This window comes from Duganella sp. Root198D2, assembly GCF_001428585.1.
Lineage (GTDB): Bacteria > Pseudomonadota > Gammaproteobacteria > Burkholderiales > Burkholderiaceae_D > Rugamonas.
The window spans coordinates 1-22,348 of the sequence record NZ_LMIC01000002.1; the positions used below are offsets into that span (position 1 = coordinate 1).

The window sequence follows — 22,348 nt, forward strand, 5'->3', positions numbered from 1 at the left end:
GCTTTTTGGTTTTTGGCTTCTTCGTGGTCATTGCATCGGTCATGGACAATCCCTTTCGGTATTATTTCATGACCCCGGACTCACACGAAAATTCTGACAGGCTCACAATTCCAGCTTCTCGAAACCGGCAAGTTCAAGCGGCTGTGAGCACGTTCGCTGGAATAGTTCTTTTATGCTTGTCCCAGGTATCGAGCGGCCCATCTGATGCAACTTAAGTCAACGCTGGCTTTCATAACTTTCGCCTGCTTCGCCAGCACGGGCTTTGCTTACGAATTCGAGAACGGGGTCCCGCTGACACTGGGCTTTCAGTTGGGCGAAACGACGGTCGAAGACGTTCAACTTCGAATAACCGGTCATGACGTTGAATTGGCGATATCGGTGCGGAACGCTACCGGGCAGCCGCAGTACGCGGGCTTTTATGCAGCCACCCCGCTGTTCGGGAGCCTTGGTGAGGGCGAAGAAAATTCAGATAAGACCTTTCCGGGGCTGAAGGCTTTCCACGATGGGAAGCCAGTGCGAACCTCACGTCACCATCGGGGCTTTTTCTTAGGACGGGACATCACGGCGCTTCTTCGTAAGGCCGGTGTGAATCCGATTCCGTCGAACAGTGGCGACTGGAGAAAAATCGAAAAGCTGCCGCGCTTGCAAGACCTCCGCTTGGAAAACTGGCAGGGCCAGGCCTCCTTGGGCTGGAGTGTGCGGTTGGCACCCGATTCCACGGCGCTTGAGACGATCAGGTACACGGCGTTGCCCAAGTTCGCTTTGGAAACCATCGACGCCGACTCCTTTACCCAGTTAGTACAACAGCATTGCGGCTCGCCTGAAAAGCTGAGGGACATGCTCCATCTGGCAGCGCCGGAAGAAACACTGGTGCTGACGGAGGTTTTCGAGTTTCCCCTTCCCTCCCTCGCGTTGCAGGATACGCGTTTGACGATAGAGAAGCCGGTGAAAAAAATGCCAGGCGGTCGCCGCTTCGCCACTTTGGCATGCGGTTTTGATGGCGCCGTGACGGTGCCGTCGGACGGCACGATTCACAGAGCTACCTATTCTGTCTCCGCCCTGGTGGTCTCCCTATTGTCCAGCGCACCGGAAAAATGAAATCTCGAATCAGATTTGGAGCCGCGATGCTTGCCACGGCCCTTGCCAATGTCGACGCCCAAGCACAGATGGCCACCTTGCATTACATGGTGGGAATCGTCAGCTTTACAGAGGACGCGACATATCCAGATTCAAAGCAAGCCTGAAGTTGGAATCGAGGTGCCGCCGGGAGGGCACACGTAGGGATTGTCGTCGCTGGTGAGCAGTTATATCGCGGATCGCAAGCAAATCTGGCTGAAAGGGCAGAAACGCAAGGTAGCCCAAAAGGCGGCTGGCGCGGGGCGGCGCCAGCCGCTGCCAGGTCTCATGCGCCCGTCGCAGTTTTCTCAAGCTTGCTGCGGCTGTACACGCGGCATTCGTTTTTCTTCCAACGGCCTTCACAGACGCGAATACGGCAGCGGGCGGCGTCCTGCTTGCCCTGCTTCTTGCATTGGTCAAGCGCCTTCGGCAAGGAGACGCGGGCGCTCGCGGAAGTATCGTACTTGGCGTGGGCAACCAGGGCCGCCAGGAGCTGCAAGTCGTTCTCTTCTTCCGCCGATGGCTGCGTGGCTTCCGGCTCCGCTTCCTTGACTGGCTTTTCCTTGGCTGGCTTGCGTACCGCCTTTGCTGCCACAGGCCTGGATGCTGCCGGCGCACCGCCTTCCAGCATCTGCTTCAAGGATTCTTTTGGTTTGCCGGCGACAGGCGGCGGCGATTCATCGATGATGGCCGCGACTTGCGGCGCTGGCGCGGTCAACGCGGCGAGCGGGGAATTGTCCGCTGGCTGCACAGTCTCCGCGACCACTGCGTTGGCAGCTGCCGGTGTGACTGCAGGCGGGGTAGCTGGCGCCGGCGCCGGTGTGGCAGCCAAAGTTTCGGCAGCCGGCTCGCTGTCGCCGAACGACACGAACGCCAAAGCGACTGCGACAACCAGCACGCTGACGCCGCCGGCAATCCACAGGTGCTTGCGGCGCGGTGCTTCCGCGACCAGCGGCGGCTCGAATTCCGCAGGGGAAGCTGGTTGATTCTCTAGAGCATTTTGCTGCTCAGCCGTAAGCAGGCTTGGACGGCCTGCCGGTTTCCGGGTTTCGTTGCTTGATGACAATGGATTACTCCTGGCAAAGGTTATCATTAATATACTTTACCTATGGAAAAAGGTGCGCACTCTAGAGCGCAGAGCCGCTAACGGGGGTGCGCACGATTGAAATCCCGGCAAAAGCGGATTATCAGAACTTCAAGATATACTTTCCCGCAAATAACTTATTGCTAAGGCGACACGCGCCCGCAGTGTTATCAAATTGGTAATTTAGATTCCAGAGGTCAATAGTGGTGTTCGTTGCCGTCGTGCTGTATTTCCTGCTGGCTTGCGCGCTGAGCTGGATGGTCCTGTTCCCTGCGGGACGGGCCTATGTCTCGCGCCGCCTGGAGCTGGTAGGCAGCCGCGTCCAGCGCAGTATGCAAAACATCGCACGCCGCGGCGGCGCACAGGCCGGCGCGCTGGGATCGGAATCGGCATTCGCCGTACGCCAGGGCGGCAACTTCCTGCGCGAGCATAAATGGACCGCGATTGCGGCGCTGGTGATCATGCTGCTGCCCGCTGGCGTGGCGTGGATGGCGAGCAGCCGCACCATGGTGGGCGGTTTCGATGCACCGGTGCGCGAAGCGAACCAGCAGGTATCGGCACTGCTGCAGGGCGAGCAGCTCGTTCCGCCGCCGGCCCTGCCGCCGGTGCTGTTCATGACGCCGGAAGTGGAAGTCGTGCGTCCTAACCTGGTGTCGGCGAGCCGCGACTGGGCCTTGCTGGATAAGGAATATTCGCAGCGCTTGCTGCAGGCGTTCCGCATCATGAAGGAGCGCCATGGCTATGACATGGCCATCCTGGAAGGCTACCGCAGCCCCGAACGGCAGGATGCGCTGGCGGCGCAAGGCAGCAACGTAACCAATGCCAAGGCCTTCCAGAGCTGGCACCAGTATGGCCTGGCCGCCGACTGCGCCTTCCTGCGCGAGGGCAAGCTGGTGATCTCGGAGCGTGATCCGTGGGCCATGCGCGGCTACCAGTTGTTTGGTGAAGTGGCGGAAAGCCTGGGCCTGACCTGGGGCGGCCGCTGGAAAATGATGGATTTCGGCCACACCGAGTTGCGTGTGGACGGCGTGAGAAAGAAATAGGGGTACGAAATGCCAGGAGCACTGATCCTTTTAGGCGACAAGACGACACATAAGGGCACCGTGGTCGAAGCTTCGCAGCAGAGCGATAGCGGCGGCAAGCCGATCGCCGGCCTGGGCCACAAGGTTTCCTGCCCGGTTCACGGCGATACCACCATCACCAGCGGTGACCAGAGCCTGCTCGTCGACGGCAAGCCGGCGGCGCGCCATGGCGACAAAACCAGTTGTGGCGCTACGCTGATCGCGAGCCAGCAGAATTCGACGGACGCGGTGTGAGGCAGGCATGCAGAATTGGATGAAACGCAGCTTGCTGGTGCTTGGTGTATTCGGTCTTTGCTGGATTGGGGCGGTTTGGTACTGGCGCACTACCACGCGCATGCCCGACACGGGCGACCTGACGCTGGCCATGCTGGTCATGCCGCTCACGCTTATCATGGGCTTCGTGCTGGCGCGGAAGACTTTCGCCGCACCGGAGGCGGTGACGGCAGGTGCCGGCGGCGCCCAAGCCCCAGCCACCCCGGAGCTGCAGGCCGGCCGGGCGACGCAGGGCTCGGGCGACGCACATGGCGCCGCAAACGTCGCGCATGCAGCCGCACCGTGGATGCAATTTGCTGTCGCAGGCACTGCCCTGCGCATGGCGCACGGCGACTCGCCGGCTGAACTGGCGGCTGCCATCGCCGAGGGCGAAGCGCGCCTGGACCTCGATCCTGAACTCACGGATTTGCAAGGCTTTCCGCTGCTTGCCGGGCGCGTGGCGGATATTGCCCTGGGGCCGCTGGAAGAATGGCTGTCTTCCCTGCAGCCGGCTCCGCGCACGCCGTCGGCGCAGCACCTGCGCGCCATGGCGCTGGGCGGCGATATCGCCGCCAGGCTCGCTGCACAAGCCTCGGAAAGCGGCAGCGATGGCGTGCTGCAACTGATCCCCCTGCTGCCACAGGACTGGCCGGCCACTACGCAGGTGCTGGCTACGCGCTGGCTGGAATATTCCATCACTGAGGCGGGCTGGCCGCTGGAGCAGCTGGCTGTGCGCCAGCCTGCAGCGGCAGCACATGCCTTCGCAAGCGCTGTACCGCCAGCACCGGCAACCACCCTTGCCGCGCTGCGCGCAGTGTCGGCCCAGGCGGCCGGCGCCGACGCCCCCGCGCTCAACCTGCTGCTGGCATGCGGTTCCGATATCGATGCCGATGCGGTCGAAAACCTGGCTGTCAACGGCAAGCTGTACGGCGCGCGCAATCCGAACGGGCGCATGCCGGCGGAAGGTGCCGCGGGCATCCTGCTGCAGTCGCAGCCCGAAGCTGGCGAAGAGTTGCGCCTGCTCGCGCTGCACGCGAAGGAAGATGCAACGCTGCGCGAACTGGCGCAGGAAGCCCTGGTCCAGGCCGATGGCGCGAAGCCGGCCTATGTTGCCGCCGATACCGATCACCGCGCTGCCCTGATGTCGGACCTGATGCAATGCGTCGAGGCTGCAGTCCCAGGGCTGGACGCCAATACTTCGCTGGCCTGCGTCGGTGCAAGCTGCGGCCACACGGGCGCTGTCGGCGCCCTGGCGGCGATTGCGCTGGCCCATCACCAGGCAATGGACAGCAGCGGCATTGCGCTCGCGCTGGCCAACAGCGACCCAACCCAACGTTACGCCTTGCTGGTCGGCCCGCTCCCGGCCCCGGCAAGTAAAGCGCCATCCCTTAGCTAACCTTGCAAGAGTAAAAAATGATGCACAGAATCCGGGAAATCCTGACCTCGCGCACCGCCTTCCTGATCTATGGCTGGCTTGCCTTCGCGGCATTCCTGCTGGTCGCGGCGGTACTGCTGGAATTGCCATACACCCTGGCCTTTGCCGTGTTGGCAGCAGCGCTGCTGCTTGGCATAATGGTCTGGTCATGGCGCCGCTATCGCGCGCGCCGCGCCGCCAACCAGCTGGGCAGCATGCTGGAACAGCAGGCCGTCACCACGCAGGCCAAGGCCGAACCGGCGCCGCGCCACGAAACGGAAGCGCTGCGCAAGCGCATGCTGGATGCGATCCAGACCATCAAGACTTCCAAGCTGGGCCTGCGCTCCGGCAGCGCGGCCTTGTACGAGCTGCCCTGGTACATGATCATTGGTAACCCGGCCGCCGGCAAGAGCACGGCAATCGCCAACTCGGGCCTGCAGTTCCCGCTGGCCGGCAGCCGCATCGTGCAAGGCGTGGGCGGCACCCGTAACTGCGACTGGTTCTTCACCACCGACGGCATCCTGCTGGATACCGCGGGCCGCTACGCAGTCAACGATGAAGACCGCGCCGAGTGGTTCGGCTTCCTCGGGCTGCTGAAGAAGTACCGCAAGAAGGCGCCGATCAACGGCATCATCATCGCCGTCAGCATCGCCGAACTGACCGGCAAGCGTCCTGAATTCGCCATCGAGCTGGCCAAGAACCTGCGCCAGCGCGTGCAGGAGCTGACCGAAAAGCTGGAGGTGCATGCACCGGTCTACATCGTCTTCACCAAGGCGGACCTGATCAACGGCTTCACCGACTTCTTCCACGATACCGAAATCGGTGAGCGCGACCGCGTCTGGGGCGCCACCCTGCCCTACCACAAGAACCAGCCGAACGAAGACCTGCTGCGCCAGTTCGACGCGCGCTTCGACGAGCTGTACGAAGGCCTGAAGGAAATGAGCCTGGCCAATATGGCCCTGCAGTGGCGCGAACGCCTGCCGTCCGGCGTGTTCACCTTCCCGCTGGAATTCAACTCGGTCAAGGCGCCCCTGCGCACCTTCATCGCGACCCTGTTCGAAGAAAATCCTTTCCAGTTCAAACCCGTGTTCCGCGGCTTCTACTTCACCAGCGCGCTGCAGGAAGGCGAAGGCGTTTCCGCCACATCGCACCGCGTGGCACAGCGTTTCGACCTCAGCCTGCAACGCCAGGAACACCACGGCAGCGAACAGCAGCATGGCTACTTCCTGCTCAAACTGTTCCGCAACGTGATCTTTGCGGACCGCAACCTGGTGGCGCAGTACGCCAGCCCGGCCAAGGTCCGCATGCGCTACGCCGCCTTCTTCGGCGCCGTAGCCCTGAGCGGCCTGCTGCTGGGCGGCTGGAGCTGGTCGTACATGGGTAACCGCACCCTGGTGGCCAATGTGCAGGCCGACCTGGATAAGGCAGTCAAGCTGCAGAAACAGCGCCCTGACCTGGCGGCACGCCTGGAGGCGCTGGAAATCCTGCAGGACCGTATCGAACAGCTGGACCGCTTCCGCGACAACCGTCCGCTGTCGGTCAGCCTGGGCCTGTACCAGGGCGCCTACCTGGAACGCAAGCTGCGCGAGGAATACTTCGCCGGTGTACGTGAAGTGATGCTGAAACCAGTTGGCCAATCGCTGGAGACCTTCCTCGGCGAAGTCAACACCAATGCCGAACGCCTGCAGCCGCTGGCGCGCAATGCCGCCGCAACCCCTGCCGCGGCAGCGGCCGGCGCGGCACCTGCCGCCGGCGCGACCCCGGCGCCGGCCGTCGCACAAGCCGGACCGCAGCAGTTCAAGGACGCTTCTCCGGAAAATGTGGAAGACGCCTACAACGCGCTGAAAACCTATCTGATGCTGGGCGATAAATCGCGCGCCGAAGCCAGCCACCTGAACGACCAGTTGACCCGCTTCTGGCGCGTTTGGCTGGAATCGAACCGCGGCGCCATGCCGCGCGAGCAGATGATCCGCAGTGCGGAACGCCTGATTGCCTTCTACCTGTCCGAGATCAACGATCCCTCCTGGCCGACGGTCGAAAACCGCCTGACCCTGGTCGACCAGTCGCGCATCACCCTGCGCGGCGTGGTGCGCGGCATGCCGGCGCGCGAGCGCGTGTACGCCGACGTCAAGGCGCGCGCCTCGACCCGCTTCCCGTCCATGACCGTGGCCCGTATCGTGGGCGACCAGGACCGCGAGCTGGTGCTGGGCAGCTATTCGATTTCCGGCGCCTACACCCGTGCGGCGTGGGAAGGCTATGTGCGCGACGCCTTCAAGGAAGCCGCCAACCATGAACTGCAAAGCGCCGACTGGGTGCTCAAAACCGCCGCCAAGGACGACCTGACGCTGGAAGGCAGCCCTGAGCAGATCCAGAAAGCCCTGGTCGACCTTTACAAGAACGACTATGCCAAGGAATGGCAGAAGTTCCTGCAGGGCGTGGCAATCAAGGACCTGAACGGTTTTGAAGCGGCGGCCGGCGCAATGAACCGACTTGGCGATCCGGCGACTTCGCCGATTTCCAAGCTGGTCACCACCGTCTACCAGGAAACCTCGTGGGACAACCCTTCCCTGCTCGATAGCGGCCTGCAGCGCGCCCAGCGCGGCATCGGCGACTGGTTCCGCGAAACCATCCTGCGCCAGAAGCCTTCGCAGGTGAACATCAACCTGCCGGCCAATCCACAAGGCCAGCCGGGCGCACCGCTGCCACTGGGCCCGGTTGGCCGCGAATTCTCCGGCGTAGCGCAACTGGTGGTGGTCAAGGACAACAACGCCTCGCTGATGCGCGGCTATATGGACAACCTGGGCAAGCTGCGCGCCCGCTTCAACCAGATCCGCAACCAGGGCGATCCCGGCCCCGGCGCCAAGCAGCTGATGCAGCAGACGCTGGACGGCAGCGGTTCCGAACTGGCTGACGCGCTGAAGTATGTCGACGAGCAGATGCTGGTGGGCATGAACGATCCGCAGAAACAGGCCATCCGTCCGCTGCTGGTGCGCCCGCTGATGCAAACCTTCGCCGTCATCGTGCAGCCTACCGAAGCCGAAATCAACAAGGTGTGGGCGGCGCAGGTGCTGGAGCCGTTCCGCCGCGACCTGCAGACCAAGTACCCGTTCGCGACCGAATCCAAGCTGGAGGCAAGCAATGCCGAAATCGGCCAGGTGTTCGGTCCGGAAGGCGCAGTGGCGAAGTTCTTCAACACCACCATCGGCCCGCTGGTGGTACGCCGCGGCGACTCGCTGAGCGCCAAGACCTGGGCCAATATGGGCATTACCCTGTCGCCTGCCGTCGCTAACGCCTTCCCGGGCTGGATCGCGCCGCTCAGCGCCAACGGCGTCGCCAACCAGGCAGCCAGCAGCGAAGAAGCGCAAACCCGCTTCGAGCTGCAGACCGTCGCCGTGACCGGCGTCAGCGAATACACCATCGAAATCGACGGCCAGTCGGTACGCTGGAAAGGCCAGCAGCAGCCATGGGTGTCGATGGTATGGCCCAACCCGCAAGGCGTTCCAGGTTCGCGCATCACGGCTTTCACGCCGGACGGCAGGAAAGTGGTGGTGCTGGAAGAAAATGGACACTTCGGCTTGAAGAAAATGATCGATGCAGCGCAGCGCAAGCGCCGTCCGGACGGCAGCTTTGAGCTGAACTGGAGCAACGGCGGTGTGACCGTGGCGGCCAACCTGCGCCTGCTGCCTTCCGCACCGGCGCCGGTTGCGGCGCCGGTCCAGGCCAGCCAGGGCTTCCGCAAACTGCGCCTGCCTGACGCGGTGGTCGGCGGCCCGGCACCGGCCGGCGCCGGCGGCGAGCCAGCGATTGCCGCGGCGGGAGGTGCGCAATGAGCCGCGCTGCTGCTATCGGTTACTTCGGCAAGATCCCAAGCCGGGCTGACTTTGTAAAAGGCGGCAGCGACCCGAAAGTGCTGCAGATGATGGATGACTGGATGGCGCGCTCGATGGACATGCTGAGCATCGACGCGCGCTGGAAGCTGACTTACGACGCCGTACAACCGCTGCACTTCGCCCTGTTCGGGCCGCGCCGGCGCGCGGCTATCGCCGGCCATATCGCGGCCAGCAGCGACCAGTCCAGCCGCCGCTTCCCTTTCCTGATGGCTGGCAGCATCGACGTCGACGAACCGTCGTCCTTCGCCGCCAACAGCCCGCTGGTGCTGAACCGGCTGTGGAATCGCCTGGAAAACCTGAGCGGCGGGGTGTTGTCCGCCGAGGATGCGGCAGCGCCGTTGCAGGCCTTGAACGGCAACACCGTGGAACTGGACACCCGTGCCAGCGCCTACGATGCGGCGTTTGCCGATTTTCTCGAGCTGCAGACTGTCGCCGGCCTGGATGGCATGCTGGCGCAGGCCGGCTTTACCGGCAGCGTGCGCCAGGTGCTGCTGGCACTTGGCATCCTGTTGCAGCCGGTCATGGCAAGCAGCTCGAGCCGCCTGGAGAAAAGCCTGGTGCTGCCGCTGCCTACCGATCCGATGTACCGCTACCTGGTGGCGGCGTTCTGGATGCATGTGGTGACGCCGTTCCTGGCGCGCGCCGACTTCGAGCTGTCGCTGTTCGTCACGCGGCTGGAAGGCAAGCCGGTGCTGGTGCTCGGTTTCAGCGGCGCATCGCCGCAAACCCTGCTGGGCATCATGGACCCGCAAGTCGGCGAAGGCCACCACATCGCCTTCGACAACGTCGAATGGGTCGAGGACCAGGTCAATGAAGACTATGCGATACAGAAGGTATCGGCCTACCTCGCCAATCCCGGACTTTCCCTGAAATCTGCGCACGACTCGCTGCGTACTTCCTTTATCGGAAACTGATATGCGTTACCTTCCCCTTCTCCTGCTGTGCGCCGCCTTTGCGGTGCAGGCGCAAATACCCGGCCAGGTCGTCGCCAGCGGCACCGTGGCCGATGAAGCCAGCAAAACCGCCGTACTGGCCAAGCTGCGCGAAGTCTACGGCGCCGACAAGGTGCTCGACCAGATCACCGTGGGCCAGGTCACCACCCCGGCCAACTGGGGCGACTACGTGCAAAAGCTGATTACGCCGGACCTGAAGCAGGTCAGCCGCGGCCAGCTCAAGGTCGACGGCACCACCGTCAGCGTACGCGGCGAAGTCGCCAACGAAGCGCTGCGCCAGCGCATTGCCAGCGACTTTGCCACGCGCCTGAATCCCACCTACACCGTCACCAACGGCCTGCGCGTCTCGGCGGCGGACCAGGGCGTGCTGGACCGCACCCTGGCCAACCGCATCGTCGAATTCGAAAGCGGCCAGGCCGTGCTGACGCCGACCGGCAGGACCATCCTCGACGAAATGGGCTCGGCGATGCTGAAGCTGAAGGGCCAGAAGGTCGAAATCATCGGCCATACCGACAATGTCGGCCTGCGCACCAGCAACCAGAACCTGTCGCAGGCGCGCGCCGAAGCGGTGCGCAACTACCTGGCCGGCAAGGGCATCCCTGCCGAGACCCTGGTCGCATCGGGCTCCGGCCCGGATCGCCCGATCGCCAGCAACGATACGGTGGAAGGGCGCGCGCGCAACCGCCGTATCGAATTCCGCATGGCCCAGTAACCGAGGAGATATCCATGTTTAACGCAGACACCTTGCTGGCGCCGATCTCGCCGGCGCAACCGGCCGGCAACGACCTGGCCTTCTCCAGCGACTTCGACGCCATCGCGCAGGCGCGCCGCTTTGACGACCCGTCGCTGGAACAGGGCGAGTGGGTCACCGAACTGAAAGAAGCCGATTGGGCTTTCGTGGTCAAGCGCTGCAGCACCCTGCTGGGCGAAAAAAGCAAAGACTTGCGGGTGGCGGTCTGGCTGGCGGAAGCCGCGGCCAAACAGCACCGCATGCAGGGCCTGGGCGAGTCGTTCCGCCTGCTGGCGGGACTGATCCGCGAATTCTGGAACAACGGCCTGTACCCTGAGCCGGATGAGGGCGACATGGAGCAGCGCGTCGGCAACCTGGCCTGGATCCTGGGCCGCACCCCTACCCTGCTGCGCGAAATGCCGCTGACCGAAGGCCAGGGCACGGCCTTTTCCGCCATCGACTTCGACATGGCGCGCAAGCAGGCCAGCTTGCCGGAACACGCGCGCAATTCGGGCTGGCCGAAGCTGGCCGATATGGAAACCGCGCGCTCGCGCAACTCGCCGCGTTTCCGCGAACAGTTCGCAACCGATGCCCGTTACTGCATGGATGCCTTGAAAGAACTGGAGCAGGTGTCCGATGAATTCCTGGGCAACGACAGCCCGGGTTTTGCGGCCGCGCGCGATGCCGTGCAGGCCATGATCGATGCCATGCCGTCGCATGCGGGCTTGCCGGCCACGGTCAGCACGCCGCTTGGCGTGGCGCCGGCGGGCGAGCAGATCATCATTGCGCAGCCGACCGCCGGCGTCGTGACGCAAGCCAGCGGCCCTGTCGCGTCGCGCGCCCAGGCCATCACGCAGTTGCGCGAGATCGCCAGCTTCTTCCGCCGCACCGAGCCGCACAGTCCTGTCTCCTACTTCGCCGACAAGGCTGCCGACGCCGGCGAGCAGGACCTGCACACCTGGCTGCGCAGCGTGGTGAAGGATTCCAACTCGCTGCAGCATATCGAGGAGATGCTGGGCATCCCCCCGTCCAACTGATCAGGCTACGCTGTAGCTGAAGTTCCCCTGCTGGTCGGCCGCTACTTCGATGCGGCCGATCGCACTTCCCTCCGCCATCTTCGCCAGCACCGCTTCCGCCACCTCTGGCAGCAGCGTGCCATTCAGGATATTGTCCACATTGCGGGCGCCCGAATCGACTTCGGTGCAGCGCGCCAGCACGGCTTCCACCAGCGTATCGTCGTAATGGAAGGTCGCCTTGTGGTTGGCCGCCACGCGCTGGCCGATGCGGTCCAGTTTCAGGGTAATGATGCTGGCCAGGACGTCGTCGCCCAGCGGGTAGTACGGCACCACTTTCAGGCGGCCCAGGAAGGCCGGCTTGAAGGCTTTGACCAGCTGCGGGCGGATGGCCGCTTCCAGTTCTTCCGGCGCTGGCATTTCTTCCGCCTCCTTGTTCAGGCAAGCCTGCATCATGGTGGCCGAGCCGACGTTGGAAGTCAGGATGATGATGGTGTTGCGGAAGTCGATCTCGCGCCCTTCGGCGTCATCCATCACGCCCTTGTCGAACACCTGGAAGAAGAGTTCCAGCACGTCCGGGTGGGCTTTTTCCACTTCATCCAGCAGCACCACGCTGTACGGGTTGCGGCGCACCGCTTCGGTCAGTACGCCGCCTTCGCCGTAGCCGACGTAGCCTGGCGGCGAGCCTTTCAGGCCGGACACGCTGTGCGCCTCCTGGTATTCGCTCATATTGATGGTGACCATCTTGCGTTCGCCGCCGTACAGTGCATCGGCCAGGGCCAGCGCGGTCTCGGTCTTGCCGATGCCCGATGGGCCGACAAACAGGAATACGCCTTTCGGCTTGTTCGGGTCGTCCAGGTTGGCGCGCGCCGTGCGCACGCGCTGCGCCACCGCTTCGAGGGCGTGCGGCTGGCCGATCACGCGTTCTTCGAGCGCCGGGCGCAGCTTCAGCACGGCCTGGATTTCGTCCTTCACCATCTTGCCGAGCGGGATCCCGGTCCAGCCGGCGACGATTTCGGCCACCACGTTGCCATCCACCTGCACCGGCACCATCGGCGCTTCGCCTTGCAGTGCGCGCAGTTCCTTGAGCAGGGCCTGGATGTCGTGCGCCTGGCTCGCGGTGCCGCCGTCCTGCTGGGCCGATGCCGCCTCGACGCTGGCGCGCGCCTCGCCGATCTGCGCCGCCAGCGCCTTTTCCTGCTCCCAGCGCGCTTGCAGCGCCGCCAGCTCTTCCTGCGCGGCGCCGCGCAAGCCGGCCAGCTCCTGCAGGCGCTCTTGGTGCGCGCCGCCGGCAGCCAGTTCGCGCTCCAGCGCGCCCGTTTCCACCGCCATGCGCTCCAGGCGGCGCTGCAGCGACTCGATCAGGGCCGGCGTGGCGCTCTGGCCCAGGGCGACTTTGGCGCAGGCGGTATCGAGCACGCTGATCGCCTTGTCCGGCAGCTGGCGGCCCATGATGTAGCGATGCGACAGGCGCACCGCTTCGGTGATCGCCTCATCGAAGATGCGCACGTTGAAATGCTGCTCCATCAGCGGCGCCATGCCGCGCAGCATGGCGCACGCCAGCTCCTCGCTCGGCTCCTCGACCTTGATCACCTGGAAGCGGCGTGCCAGCGCGGCATCCTTTTCGAAGTACTTCTTGTATTCGCCCCAGGTGGTGGCCGCGATGGTGCGCAGCTCGCCGCGCGCCAGCGCCGGCTTGAGCAGGTTGGCCGCGTCGTTCTGGCCGGCCTGCCCGCCGGCGCCGATCATGGTGTGCGCCTCGTCGATGAACAGGATGATCGGGGTCGGGCTCTTGCGCACTTCGTCGATCACGTTCTTCAGGCGGTTTTCGAACTCGCCCTTGACGCTGGCGCCGGCCTGCAGCAGGCCCATGTCCAGGGTGTGGATCGCCACGCCTTTCAGCACGTCCGGCACGTCGCCTTGCGCAATGCGCAAGGCCAGGCCTTCCACCACGGCGGTTTTGCCGACGCCGGCCTCGCCGGTCAGGATCGGGTTGTTCTGGCGGCGGCGCATCAGGATGTCGATGGCCTGGCGGATTTCCGCATCGCGGCCGATCACCGGATCCACCTTGCCGGCGCGCGCGCGCTCGGTCAGGTTGGTGGTGAACTGGTCCAGTGCCGGGGTCTTGCCGGCCGGCTGCTGCATTTCGCCGACCGGGTCGCCGCCCAGGCCGCCCTCGCCGCCGGTAACCGCGGCGCGCGTGGCGGCTGCCGCCTCGGCTTCTTCCGAGTTGGCGGTCAGCTTGTCCAGGTGGTGCTTGATATCGTCCGCTTCAAAGCGGTGGAACAGGGCCGAGCTGCGGTAGGCAAGCTGCGACAGCTCCGGATCGGTCAGCATGGCCTGCAGCAGGTGGCCGCTGCGGATGAACACCTGCTGGCCGGCCTGCAGGTCGAGCGATGCGATCAGCCAGGCATTTTCAAACAGTTTCGGCAGGCGCGCCGAGAATACCGGCGTGCGCGCGTTGCCGCTGCGAAAGCGCGCGATCTCGGCCTGCAGGTCCGATTGCAGGCGGCTGGTGTCGACTTCAAAATGGCGCGCCAGCGCCACCATGTCGCTGCGCGGATTCTCCAGCAACGCCAGCAGCAGGTGCTCCTGGTCCACCTCATACTGGCCAAGGCCAACGCAAATGCTGGCCGCGCGGGTCGCCGCATTGCGGCAGGTGTCATTCAGTTTCCCGATCAGGGTTTTCAGGTTGATGCTCATCGAGCGGTCCTCACATTGTTAATCCATGGATGAAGTAGCGGACATCGGTGCGGTCTTCGCTTGCACCCTCGTCCGGTATAAAACTGTCCCAGCCCAGCCTTGCCCCCGCGCCAAGCGACGCCCCGGCGACGTCTTCGGCGCGCAGCACCAGGCAGATTTCGTATTCCAGCGTCACGCCGGTGAACATCGACAGCAGCTTTTCCAGCGCCCGCGCAGCGGTGCCGCCGGGCAGGAAGGCATCGAAATCAGCGCGCCGCAGCGGGCCAATGGTCAGGCGCATGCGCAAGTCGCGCTGCCAGACGCGCGAGCCGATCATGGCGGTGGCGCCCAGTTGCGCCTGTTCGCCGCCAAGCACGGTTTGCTGCAGCGCCGGCACCGCGCACCAGCAACCGACAAACTGGGTGGCCGCGATCGCCACGCGGAAGTATTCGCCCAGCACGCGCGCCATGGTCGATGCCGAGGCGGGACGCTGGCGCAGCGCGGTGGCAAAATAAGCCAGCGACTCGTCGCGCACGGCGCCGCATGCCTGCGCATCGCGGCCGGCCAGCCTTTGCGTCAAGCCCTTGTTGCCAAGCCCGCCAAGTGCCAGCAGCAATGGCAGGAAGCGGTCCTGCCCATCGACCTGGTATTTCAGCTCCAGCCGGTATTTGCGCCATGCTTCGTAGAACAGCGACAGCGAACGGGTCGAAAAGGCATCGAGGAAGGCGCGCGGGCCCTCGTCCTTCGCGTACAGCTGGTGCGATGCGATGGATTCCGTGTAATGCGCCGGCAAGGCGCCTGCGCTGCCCAGGAAGCCCATGAAATTGGGCGTCATGCGCAGGTAGCGCAGCTGCTTGCTTTGCAGGGCATCGGCCAGCGCCGCCGCGGTCGGCAGGATCTCACGCGGTTCCGGGTGCAGCGTCTCGAGCTGGCTGGCCGGGAAGCGCAGCGTCACCGAGTTCTGGAAGCGCATGAAGTTCGCCACCGCGCCTTCCTGCGCGACGCCGTTGCGGCGCAGCCATAGCTCCACCATCCGCACCGCCTGGAAGAACTGGAAGCGGAACGGCTCGGCGAACAGGCGCTCGATTACAGCAGGCTCAAATCGCCGCTTCGCGGTGTGCATCGCAACAGCTCCTCCCCAGTCCTCTCGGCCACGACGACCAGTTGCGTAAAGCTGTTGGCATGTACGTACAGCCCCAGGAAGCGCTCAATCACCTGGGCAAAAGCATGGATGCCGCTGCCGACGAAAGCCTCTTCCTCGATGGTCAGCCTTACCTCCATGCCGCGCACCACGCAGGCGAACGGGTTCCCTGCCAGCCAGGCGTTGGCCGGCTTGTATTCGACCGCCTGCAGCCCGCGGATCTGGCGCTGCGTAGCGGCGGAACGCGGCAGGTCGTAAAGACCCAGCATTTCCTGGAACGCCTCCAGGCCGCCGCCGGACAGCGACAGGTGGTTCAGCGACAGGTGCGATACCAGGCGCCAGTGGGCGCCGTGGCCGCGTTCGAAGCACTGGGACGGCGTCGGCTTGCGCAGGAAATTGATGCTGCGCACGCTGGAACCGCCTTCCAGGAACAGGTCGCCGCCGCGCAGGCCGTAGGCCAGCGAAGCCGGCAGGTCGCGGTTGAGGGTGTCGGTTTCCACCGCCGCCGGATCGAAATCGATATCGACAATGGTGATCTCGGTTTCATAGCCGGGACTCTTGTGCGCCATCTGTTCATCGCGCCGCATGACCCAGTAATGGCCATGCTTTTCCGGCGTCTCGCCGTGGCGCAGCGAATAGAACGGGCGGAATTCAATGATCGATTCGCCCTGCGGCGTCTGGCGCACCATGCGCACCGCATCGATGGCATACACCTCGTAGGCGTAGGCGCGGCGCGCATCGGCCAGCACCGGGTAGCTGGCCGAGGTATGCGAGATGCGGATCGGCTCGCCGCGCTGGCGGAACAGGTTCACCACCGGCGTGCAGCCCAGCAGCAGGTTATTGGTCGACAGCGTCGACAGCATGCGCGCCGCATGCGAATCAGGACGTATCCCGCCCATGGCGATATGCAGCGTCAGGCGCTTGGCGCCGAGCGGCAGCAGCGCGCACAGGGCCGCCAGGTCGATATCGAAGAAATTGAATTTCTCGGGGAAGCAGAAGTATTCGGTCAGCAGGCGATAAGCCTGGTGCGAGCGCGCCGAAAAATCGATCAGCGCGTCTTCCTCGTCAAAGCCGGCGGCGGCGACCGGAATGCGCGCCAGGGGCAGCCAGCGGCCGTTGCCGTCGCACTCGACCCAGGCCTTGGCACTGCGCATGAACAGCGCATCGCGCAGGGCGGCGCAGAAGGAAGGCTCACCGTCGATGAAGACGCGCAGGCTGGACACGTCCATCGCCGGCAGGCCGACCTGCTCGGACAATGAATCGATCGTGATCGCCAGGCCGGCGCCGGCGCCCGGCGGCAGCTGCACCGCTTCCGGCGCAGCCAATGCGGCCGTGAACGAGGCGCGGCTCAGCGCCAGGGGCGCCACCGTCACCGGATAGGAGGTACGGAAAGTGCACGCAACGCCGTTGACGGGCCGCGTATTGAGCACCGTCCCGCGCGCAATCTCGCTGGCCGCAGTCAACTGGGCGGCGGTGGCGGCATAGTCCATGCGCGCGATCGAGCACGATGGAAACGGGCGCAGGTAGTGCGGGTAAAGCACTTCGAACAGTGCTTCGGTAAATTCGGGGTAATCGTCGTCCAGCCGCTTCGATACGCGCGAATTCAGCAGCGCGAAGGACTGGATCATGCGTTCGATATGTGGGTCTTCGCATACCTCGCCGCCAATCAGCAGGCGGCCGGCAATCTTGGGGTAGCGCTCGGCGAATTCGCGCGCATAGCGCCGCAGGAATCCCAGTTCGCGCTCGTAATACGGCAGTAACTCTTCCAAATCATGCTCCCGGCAGCGCGCGGCGTGCCTTGCTAATCGTGTATTGCAGGCTGGATGGTGTCAGGACCGCGTCGAAATTGACCGGCTCCTGTGCTGCGTGCAGCACCAGCAGCGCCGTAATGGCGAAATTCAGGCGGTCGATGCCGCCCTCTTGCATTTCAAGTGATGCCCGTACATTGCGCAGGCGCGGTTCATGCCGTGCGATGGCACGTTCCAGCCCCTGGCAAATGGCAGCGCGGTCGTCCGGGCTCGCCAGCGACATGCCGGCGAAATCGTTCAGCCCATAGGTGACGATGGAACGACCGCACTCCGGAAAGCGTTTGAGCAGGTGCTCAGGGATGACGGTGCGGGTATTCAGCAATGCTTCCAGGTCGCGCGCGACGGAGTCTTTCATCTCGTCGAGCGACATCCGGTAGACGGCCGCACTGCCGGAGCCGTCGCCAGGCTGGAGCAACCGGTCCATCAGCCCCGGTGCAAATCCCCTTACCGTCATTCAGTCCCCGCTTAAGCTACTTTGTTGGACGACAGGTCCCAGCCGCCGGAGGTGTTGCCACCGGAGCCGCCGCCAACTTTCTGCTGGGTGTACTTCCATTTTACTTTGGAGTACTTCAGAGCCACGTCTTCGGCCAGGATGTCGCCTGGCTTGACTTCTGGAGCCACGCTGGAGATCAGCACGTTTTCCAGTTCGATTTCGAAGTACTTGACGCGGTCGCCCTGGCCGTCAGCACGCATGAACTCGATTTTTGCTTTTGGCAGGGTTTTGCCCGAGGAGCAATTCTGCAGCAGCAGCGGCGAAGCCAGGTCGGCCAGCTTGGAAACAACGATATCGCGGTGCTCGGTGCGTTCCGCGGTGTGGCCGCCGCCAGTAGATGCGGTGGCCGACTTTGGCTGCAGGACTTCCCACTGGACGGATTTGACTTCGATCCAATCCTTGTGGGAGGTATCGGTGGACTCGCCTTTGATACCGTCGATTTGCAGGTAGACGTCGATTGCCATGGTATTCCTTTCTGTGTTGAAAAATAAAAATTAAGACTTGGTCGATTGCGGCAGCTCCGCGACCAGACGGAGTGAGACGGACAGCTCGTCGAGCTGGAAGTGGGGACGCAGGAAGGACACAGCGCGATACACGCCTGGACGGCCAGGCACTTCAGACACTTGCACGTTGGCTTCACGCAGCGGGAACTGCGCTTTTTGCTCCTGGCTGGCGTTATCGTCCAACAGCACGTACTGGGTCAGCCAGCGGTTCAGGTAATCCTCGACGTTGGCGGCAGCTGCGAAGCTGCCGATCTTGTCGCGCATCATGGCCTTCATGTAGTGGGCGATGCGCGACACGGCGAAGATGTATTGCAGCTGGGCCGACAGCACGGCGTTGGCGTTGGCAGCGTCGGTGTTGTACTTGCGCGCCTTCTGCGCGGACTGCGCGCCGAAGAAGGCCGCGTAGTCGGTATTCTTGCAATGCACCAGCGAGATGAAGCCAAGGTCGCTCAGCTCTTTCTCGCGGCGGTCGGTAATGGCGATTTCGGTCGGGCATTTCAGCGCGACTTCGCCTTCGTCGGTCTTGAAGGTGTGGGTTGGCAGGTCTTCCACCAGGCCGCCGCCTTCCACGCCGCGGATGGCAGCGCACCAGCCGAAGTCCTCGAAAGCACGGGTCAGGCGCACGCCGAAGGCGTAGGCTGCGTTACACCACAGGTATTTCTCGTGGTCGGTACCGTCCACGTCTTCCACGTAGTTGAAGCCTTCAACGGTGGCGCCGTCGGCCGGGTTGAACGGCAGGCGGCCCAGGAAGCGCGGCAGGGTGAGGCCGACGTAGCGCGAATCTTCGGACTCGCGGAACGACTTCCACTTGGCGTATTCCACGGTGTCGAAGACTTTCGACAGGTCGCGCGGCTTGCCCAGGTCGGCGTAGGTCTCCAGGCCGAACAGCTCGGGCGAAGCGGAGCTGATGAAAGGCGCGTGGGCGGCAGCGGCCACGTGCGACATCTGCTCGATGAAGTACATGTCTTCCGGCTGGCGGGTGATTTCAAAGTCGCCCAGCAAGGCGCCGAACGGGGCGCCGCCGAAGGTGCCGAACTCCTCTTCGTAGACCTTCTTGAACATGGAGCTCTGGTCGAATTCCAGCGCGCCCTGGAAGTCCTTGACCAGCTCCTTCTTGGTCGCGTTCAGCATCTTGATCTTCAGGCCGGTGCTGGTGGCGGTGTTCTTGACCAGGTAATGCAGGCCGGTCCAGCTGCTTTCCAGCTTCTGGAATTCCGGCGCGTGCATGATGACCGACAGCTGCGAGGAGATCAGGCGATCCAGCTCCGCCACGCGGGCGTCGATGGTGGCGGCCAGGTTGTCCGACACCACCACGGTGCCGGCCATGACTTGCTGCGCCAGCTCGGCGATGATGTCTTTCGCACGGGCGTGCTCACTGGTCGATTTGGCGACCTTGCTCTGCTCGACGATCTGGTCGAGCAGGTTTACTTCTGCGGTGGCCAATGCACCGGCGGCGTTCAATTGGGCCGACATCTCATTCTCCTTGTTCAGGCTTCTGGCCCAGTTCGGCCAGTTTTTCTGTGCTGCGCAGCACGTCGTTCAGCAGGTCTTCCAGCTTGTCGTTGCCGGCCAGCTTGTTGCGCAGGTCGGCCAGCTTGTTGCGCGCTTCCAGCAGCTGGCGCAGCGGCTCCACCTGCTCCACCACCGACTCCGGACGGAAATCCGAAATGGCCTTGAATTTCAGGTCGACGCCGAACTGGCCTTCGCCGCCCAGCTCATTCGGCACGCGGAAGGCGGCGCGCGGTTCCACGCCCTTCATCACTTCGTCAAAGTTGTCGCGGTCGATCTGGACAAAGCTGCGATCCTTCAGGCGTTTCTTCTCCACCTCGGAATTGCCGCCGAAATCGCCGACAACCCCCATCACAAAGGGCAGTTCCTTGTTTTCGATTGCGTCGCCGATTTCCACGTCATAGGTCATCTGGACCCGTGGCGGACGGATTTTCTGCAGGCGCTTCTGGACGCTTTCGTTTTTGGACATGGCTTCTCCTTCTTTGGACTTGGTGGTTATTTCAGTGCGCCGAACGGGTCGGCGCTAGGGGCTGCTACAGGTGGTTTTGCCGTCTGGCCGCGACGGCCGCCGGCGTTGGCGGTGCTGTTGCTGCTGTTGCTGCCGGCATTGCTGCTGGTGCGAACCTGCTGCTTTTTATCGGCATTCGGCACCAGCACGGATTCACCCAGGCTCTCGCGCAGCAGCTTGGCCAGGTCCTGCGATTCGGTACGGATCGAACCGGACAGGTTGTTCTGGCGGCTCAAGTCGCCCAGTGCGCGGGTGGACAGGCGCAGGCCGGAAATGGCAATGATGCTGTTGGCCAGCTGGTCGGACGGGTCGCGCACCAGGATTTCCTGGGCGCTTACGATCGCTTCGCCATATTGCCCTGCGTCATAACGGGACTGGGCGATGTTCACCCAGGGCGATTTGTCGGCAGGATAGGCGGTGGCGGTTTCCTTCCACAGGGTGATGGCCTGCTCTTGTTTGCCGGCGACCTTGGCTTCGGTTGCCCGGGCCAGCATGTCTTCCAGCTTCGGCTTGACCGGAGCGGCGACTTTAGGATCCATGGTCTGGCAAGCAGACAGGGAAGCAGCGATTGCTGCGATGCACAAAACGCGGGAGATAACAGTGATTTTTTTCATAACTAACCTCATCGAACGGACAAATAGCTTTTTTACAATAGTTGCGTCCGACGAACGTTAGCAGAAAAAAAATATTACCCACGCACAATTGAATCTCACCAATATTCACACCCCCGCGCACGATTGAGCCTTTTAGTACAGGCTTTTCAAGGAGGTGTTATTGTTCTAGCACTTACCAGAAAACAATTATCAGAAGGATCACAGATGGCCAGCAAGGTGTTATGGGGCGAAGGCTTGTTTTTGCGCCCTCAGCATTTCCAGCAACAGGACCGCTATCACGAGCACCGTTTGCATCGCAGCGTAAAAGCCGTGCACCCGTATGCATGGGGCGTCGACCGGCTGACGATCGACATGGAAGCCCTGGCACATAACACACTGCGCCTGCTGGACCTGTCGCTGGTACTGCCGGATGGTGAACTGATCGAAGCGCCCGGCCACGACAACCTGCCGGAAGCGATCGACCTGGGCCAGCTCGCACAGTCGCAGCACAGCGTCACCTGGTATGCCGCCCTGCCCGTGTTCAAGCATTTCGGCGGCAATTTTGCGCAGGCCGGCCAGCCATCGAATGGCGCGCGCTTCTCGCAAACCAATGCCGACACGCCCGACCTGTACACGCAAGCCGCGCAGGCCGAACTGGCCTTCCTGAAAAAATCGCTGCGGCTGGTATCCGATGCCGAGCCGCGCGAAGGCTATGTGTGCCTGCCGCTGCTGCGCCTGCGCCGCCTGTCCACCGGCGGCTTCGAACTCGACCCGAGCTTCGTGCCGCCCAGCCTGACGATCCGTACCGCCCAGCCCCTGTACCTGCAACTGCGCCGCCTGCTCGACGCACTGCAGGCCAAGGTCAATGCGCTGTACGGCCACCATCGCGAGCCAAGCCGCAACGTGATCGAATTCCGCAGCGGCGACATGTCCACCTTCTGGCTGCTGCATACGGCCAGCACCGCCTTCGCATCGTTGTCGCACTACTACCATAATCCGGAACTGCACCCGGAGCGCCTGTACGAACAACTGCTGTCGCTGGCCGGCGCGTTGATGACGTATTCGCGCAGCTGGTCGCTGTCCGACCTGCCGCCCTATCGCCACGACGATCCGGGTCCGGCGTTTTCGCAGCTCTACATGATCGTGCGCGAACTGCTCGATACCGTGATTTCTTCGCGCTATTTCGCCATCGCCTTGTCGCAGCCGAAACCGGCGCACCACCGCGGCATGCTCGATTCCGGCAAGATCAGCGACGACACCACCTTCTACCTCGCCGTCGGCGCCGAAATGCCGGCTGTGGAACTGGTGGAAGTGGTGCCGCTGCGCTTCAAGGTCGGCGCGCCGGACGACGTGGAAAAGCTGGTGCTGTCCGCCATGCCGGGCGTGCGCCTGGCACACGCGCCGCAAGTGCCGGCTGCAGTGCCGGTGCGTCCCGACACCTGCTACTTCACGCTCGATGCCAAAGGCCCGCTGTACGAGCGCATGCTGCAGGCCCAGTCCATTGAAATCTACGCCCCTGCCGGCATGCGCGAATTGCGCCTTGAATTGATCGCTGTGAACTCCTGAACCAGAGCAGA

At 63.6% G+C, this 22,348-nt stretch carries 18 protein-coding genes; 9 read left to right on the top strand and 9 right to left on the bottom strand.

Translation table 11 applies throughout. The features are described from left to right. The first annotated feature begins 204 nt into the window (after positions 1-204). Positions 205-1,098 carry a hypothetical protein gene (locus ASE26_RS02890; RefSeq protein ID WP_055936867.1) on the top strand — a complete coding sequence of 298 codons (894 nt, stop codon included), beginning with the start codon at positions 205-207 and terminating at the stop codon, positions 1,096-1,098. A 304-nt stretch (positions 1,099-1,402) separates the two neighbouring features. Here the strand turns inward: ASE26_RS02890 and ASE26_RS02895 are convergent, their stop codons facing one another. Beyond that, positions 1,403-2,182, bottom strand: coding sequence for a hypothetical protein (locus ASE26_RS02895; RefSeq protein ID WP_055936864.1), 780 nt, complete (start codon positions 2,180-2,182; stop codon positions 1,403-1,405). A 221-nt stretch (positions 2,183-2,403) separates the two neighbouring features. Here ASE26_RS02895 and ASE26_RS02900 point away from each other — a divergent pair, with 221 nt between their 5' ends. Genes ASE26_RS02900 through tssA form a run of 7 tightly spaced genes read left to right on the top strand, consistent with a single transcriptional unit; the run spans position 2,404 to position 11,558 of the window. Further along, complete coding sequence (locus tag ASE26_RS02900) at positions 2,404-3,243, top strand: M15 family metallopeptidase (RefSeq protein ID WP_057245564.1); 840 nt, start codon at positions 2,404-2,406, stop codon at positions 3,241-3,243. A gap of 9 nt (positions 3,244-3,252) precedes the next feature. Continuing rightward, entirely contained in the window at positions 3,253-3,516 is a 264-nt protein-coding gene (locus ASE26_RS02905) for a PAAR domain-containing protein (protein ID WP_055936860.1), read from the top strand. Between the two features lie 19 nt (positions 3,517-3,535). Further along, positions 3,536-4,930: a hypothetical protein gene (locus ASE26_RS02910; protein WP_055936858.1), complete on the top strand. Its 1,395-nt coding sequence runs from the start codon at positions 3,536-3,538 to the stop codon at positions 4,928-4,930. Positions 4,931-4,950: 20 nt separating this feature from the next. Next, a complete protein-coding gene (tssM, locus tag ASE26_RS02915; protein WP_055937536.1) occupies positions 4,951-8,778 on the top strand; it encodes a type VI secretion system membrane subunit TssM in 3,828 nt (1,275 codons plus the stop codon). Beyond that, positions 8,775-9,752, top strand: coding sequence for a type VI secretion system-associated protein TagF (gene tagF, locus ASE26_RS02920; protein WP_055936856.1), 978 nt, complete (start codon positions 8,775-8,777; stop codon positions 9,750-9,752). Before tssM ends, tagF begins: the two co-directional genes overlap by 4 nt. 1 nt (position 9,753) lies before the next feature. Beyond that, positions 9,754-10,503, top strand: a complete 750-nt coding sequence (locus ASE26_RS02925) for an OmpA family protein (RefSeq protein WP_055936854.1) — start codon at positions 9,754-9,756, stop codon at positions 10,501-10,503. 14 nt (positions 10,504-10,517) lie between these two features. Continuing rightward, the gene (gene tssA / locus ASE26_RS02930; protein WP_055936851.1) at positions 10,518-11,558 is read left to right on the top strand and encodes a type VI secretion system protein TssA; all 1,041 of its coding nucleotides are present in this window, start codon (positions 10,518-10,520) and stop codon (positions 11,556-11,558) included. On the opposite strand, the gene tssH is transcribed toward tssA, so the two are convergent. Genes tssH through ASE26_RS31355 form a run of 8 tightly spaced genes read right to left on the bottom strand, consistent with a single transcriptional unit; the run spans position 11,559 to position 20,792 of the window. Continuing rightward, complete coding sequence (gene tssH / locus ASE26_RS02935; protein WP_055936848.1) at positions 11,559-14,237, bottom strand: type VI secretion system ATPase TssH; 2,679 nt, start codon at positions 14,235-14,237, stop codon at positions 11,559-11,561. 10 nt (positions 14,238-14,247) lie between these two features. Beyond that, positions 14,248-15,339: a type VI secretion system baseplate subunit TssG gene (gene tssG / locus ASE26_RS02940; RefSeq protein ID WP_055937533.1), complete on the bottom strand. Its 1,092-nt coding sequence runs from the start codon at positions 15,337-15,339 to the stop codon at positions 14,248-14,250. Continuing rightward, positions 15,303-17,126, bottom strand: coding sequence for a type VI secretion system baseplate subunit TssF (gene tssF / locus ASE26_RS02945; RefSeq protein WP_057245566.1), 1,824 nt, complete (start codon positions 17,124-17,126; stop codon positions 15,303-15,305). Before tssF ends, tssG begins: the two co-directional genes overlap by 37 nt. A gap of 1 nt (position 17,127) precedes the next feature. Next, positions 17,128-17,589 carry a type VI secretion system baseplate subunit TssE gene (tssE, locus tag ASE26_RS02950; protein WP_229207284.1) on the bottom strand — a complete coding sequence of 154 codons (462 nt, stop codon included), beginning with the start codon at positions 17,587-17,589 and terminating at the stop codon, positions 17,128-17,130. A 41-nt stretch (positions 17,590-17,630) separates the two neighbouring features. Then, positions 17,631-18,122, bottom strand: a complete 492-nt coding sequence (locus tag ASE26_RS02955) for a type VI secretion system tube protein Hcp (protein WP_055936839.1) — start codon at positions 18,120-18,122, stop codon at positions 17,631-17,633. Positions 18,123-18,152: 30 nt separating this feature from the next. Then, positions 18,153-19,634, bottom strand: a complete 1,482-nt coding sequence (gene tssC, locus ASE26_RS02960; RefSeq protein WP_055936836.1) for a type VI secretion system contractile sheath large subunit — start codon at positions 19,632-19,634, stop codon at positions 18,153-18,155. Between the two features lies 1 nt (position 19,635). Further along, positions 19,636-20,139 carry a type VI secretion system contractile sheath small subunit gene (tssB, locus tag ASE26_RS02965; RefSeq protein WP_055936833.1) on the bottom strand — a complete coding sequence of 168 codons (504 nt, stop codon included), beginning with the start codon at positions 20,137-20,139 and terminating at the stop codon, positions 19,636-19,638. Between the two features lie 26 nt (positions 20,140-20,165). Then, positions 20,166-20,792 carry a M48 family metallopeptidase gene (locus ASE26_RS31355; protein WP_082591280.1) on the bottom strand — a complete coding sequence of 209 codons (627 nt, stop codon included), beginning with the start codon at positions 20,790-20,792 and terminating at the stop codon, positions 20,166-20,168. 204 nt (positions 20,793-20,996) lie between these two features. Between ASE26_RS31355 and tssK the strand changes: the two genes are divergently transcribed. Continuing rightward, the gene (tssK, locus tag ASE26_RS02975; RefSeq protein ID WP_055936831.1) at positions 20,997-22,337 is read left to right on the top strand and encodes a type VI secretion system baseplate subunit TssK; all 1,341 of its coding nucleotides are present in this window, start codon (positions 20,997-20,999) and stop codon (positions 22,335-22,337) included. Positions 22,338-22,348 lie beyond the last annotated feature (11 nt).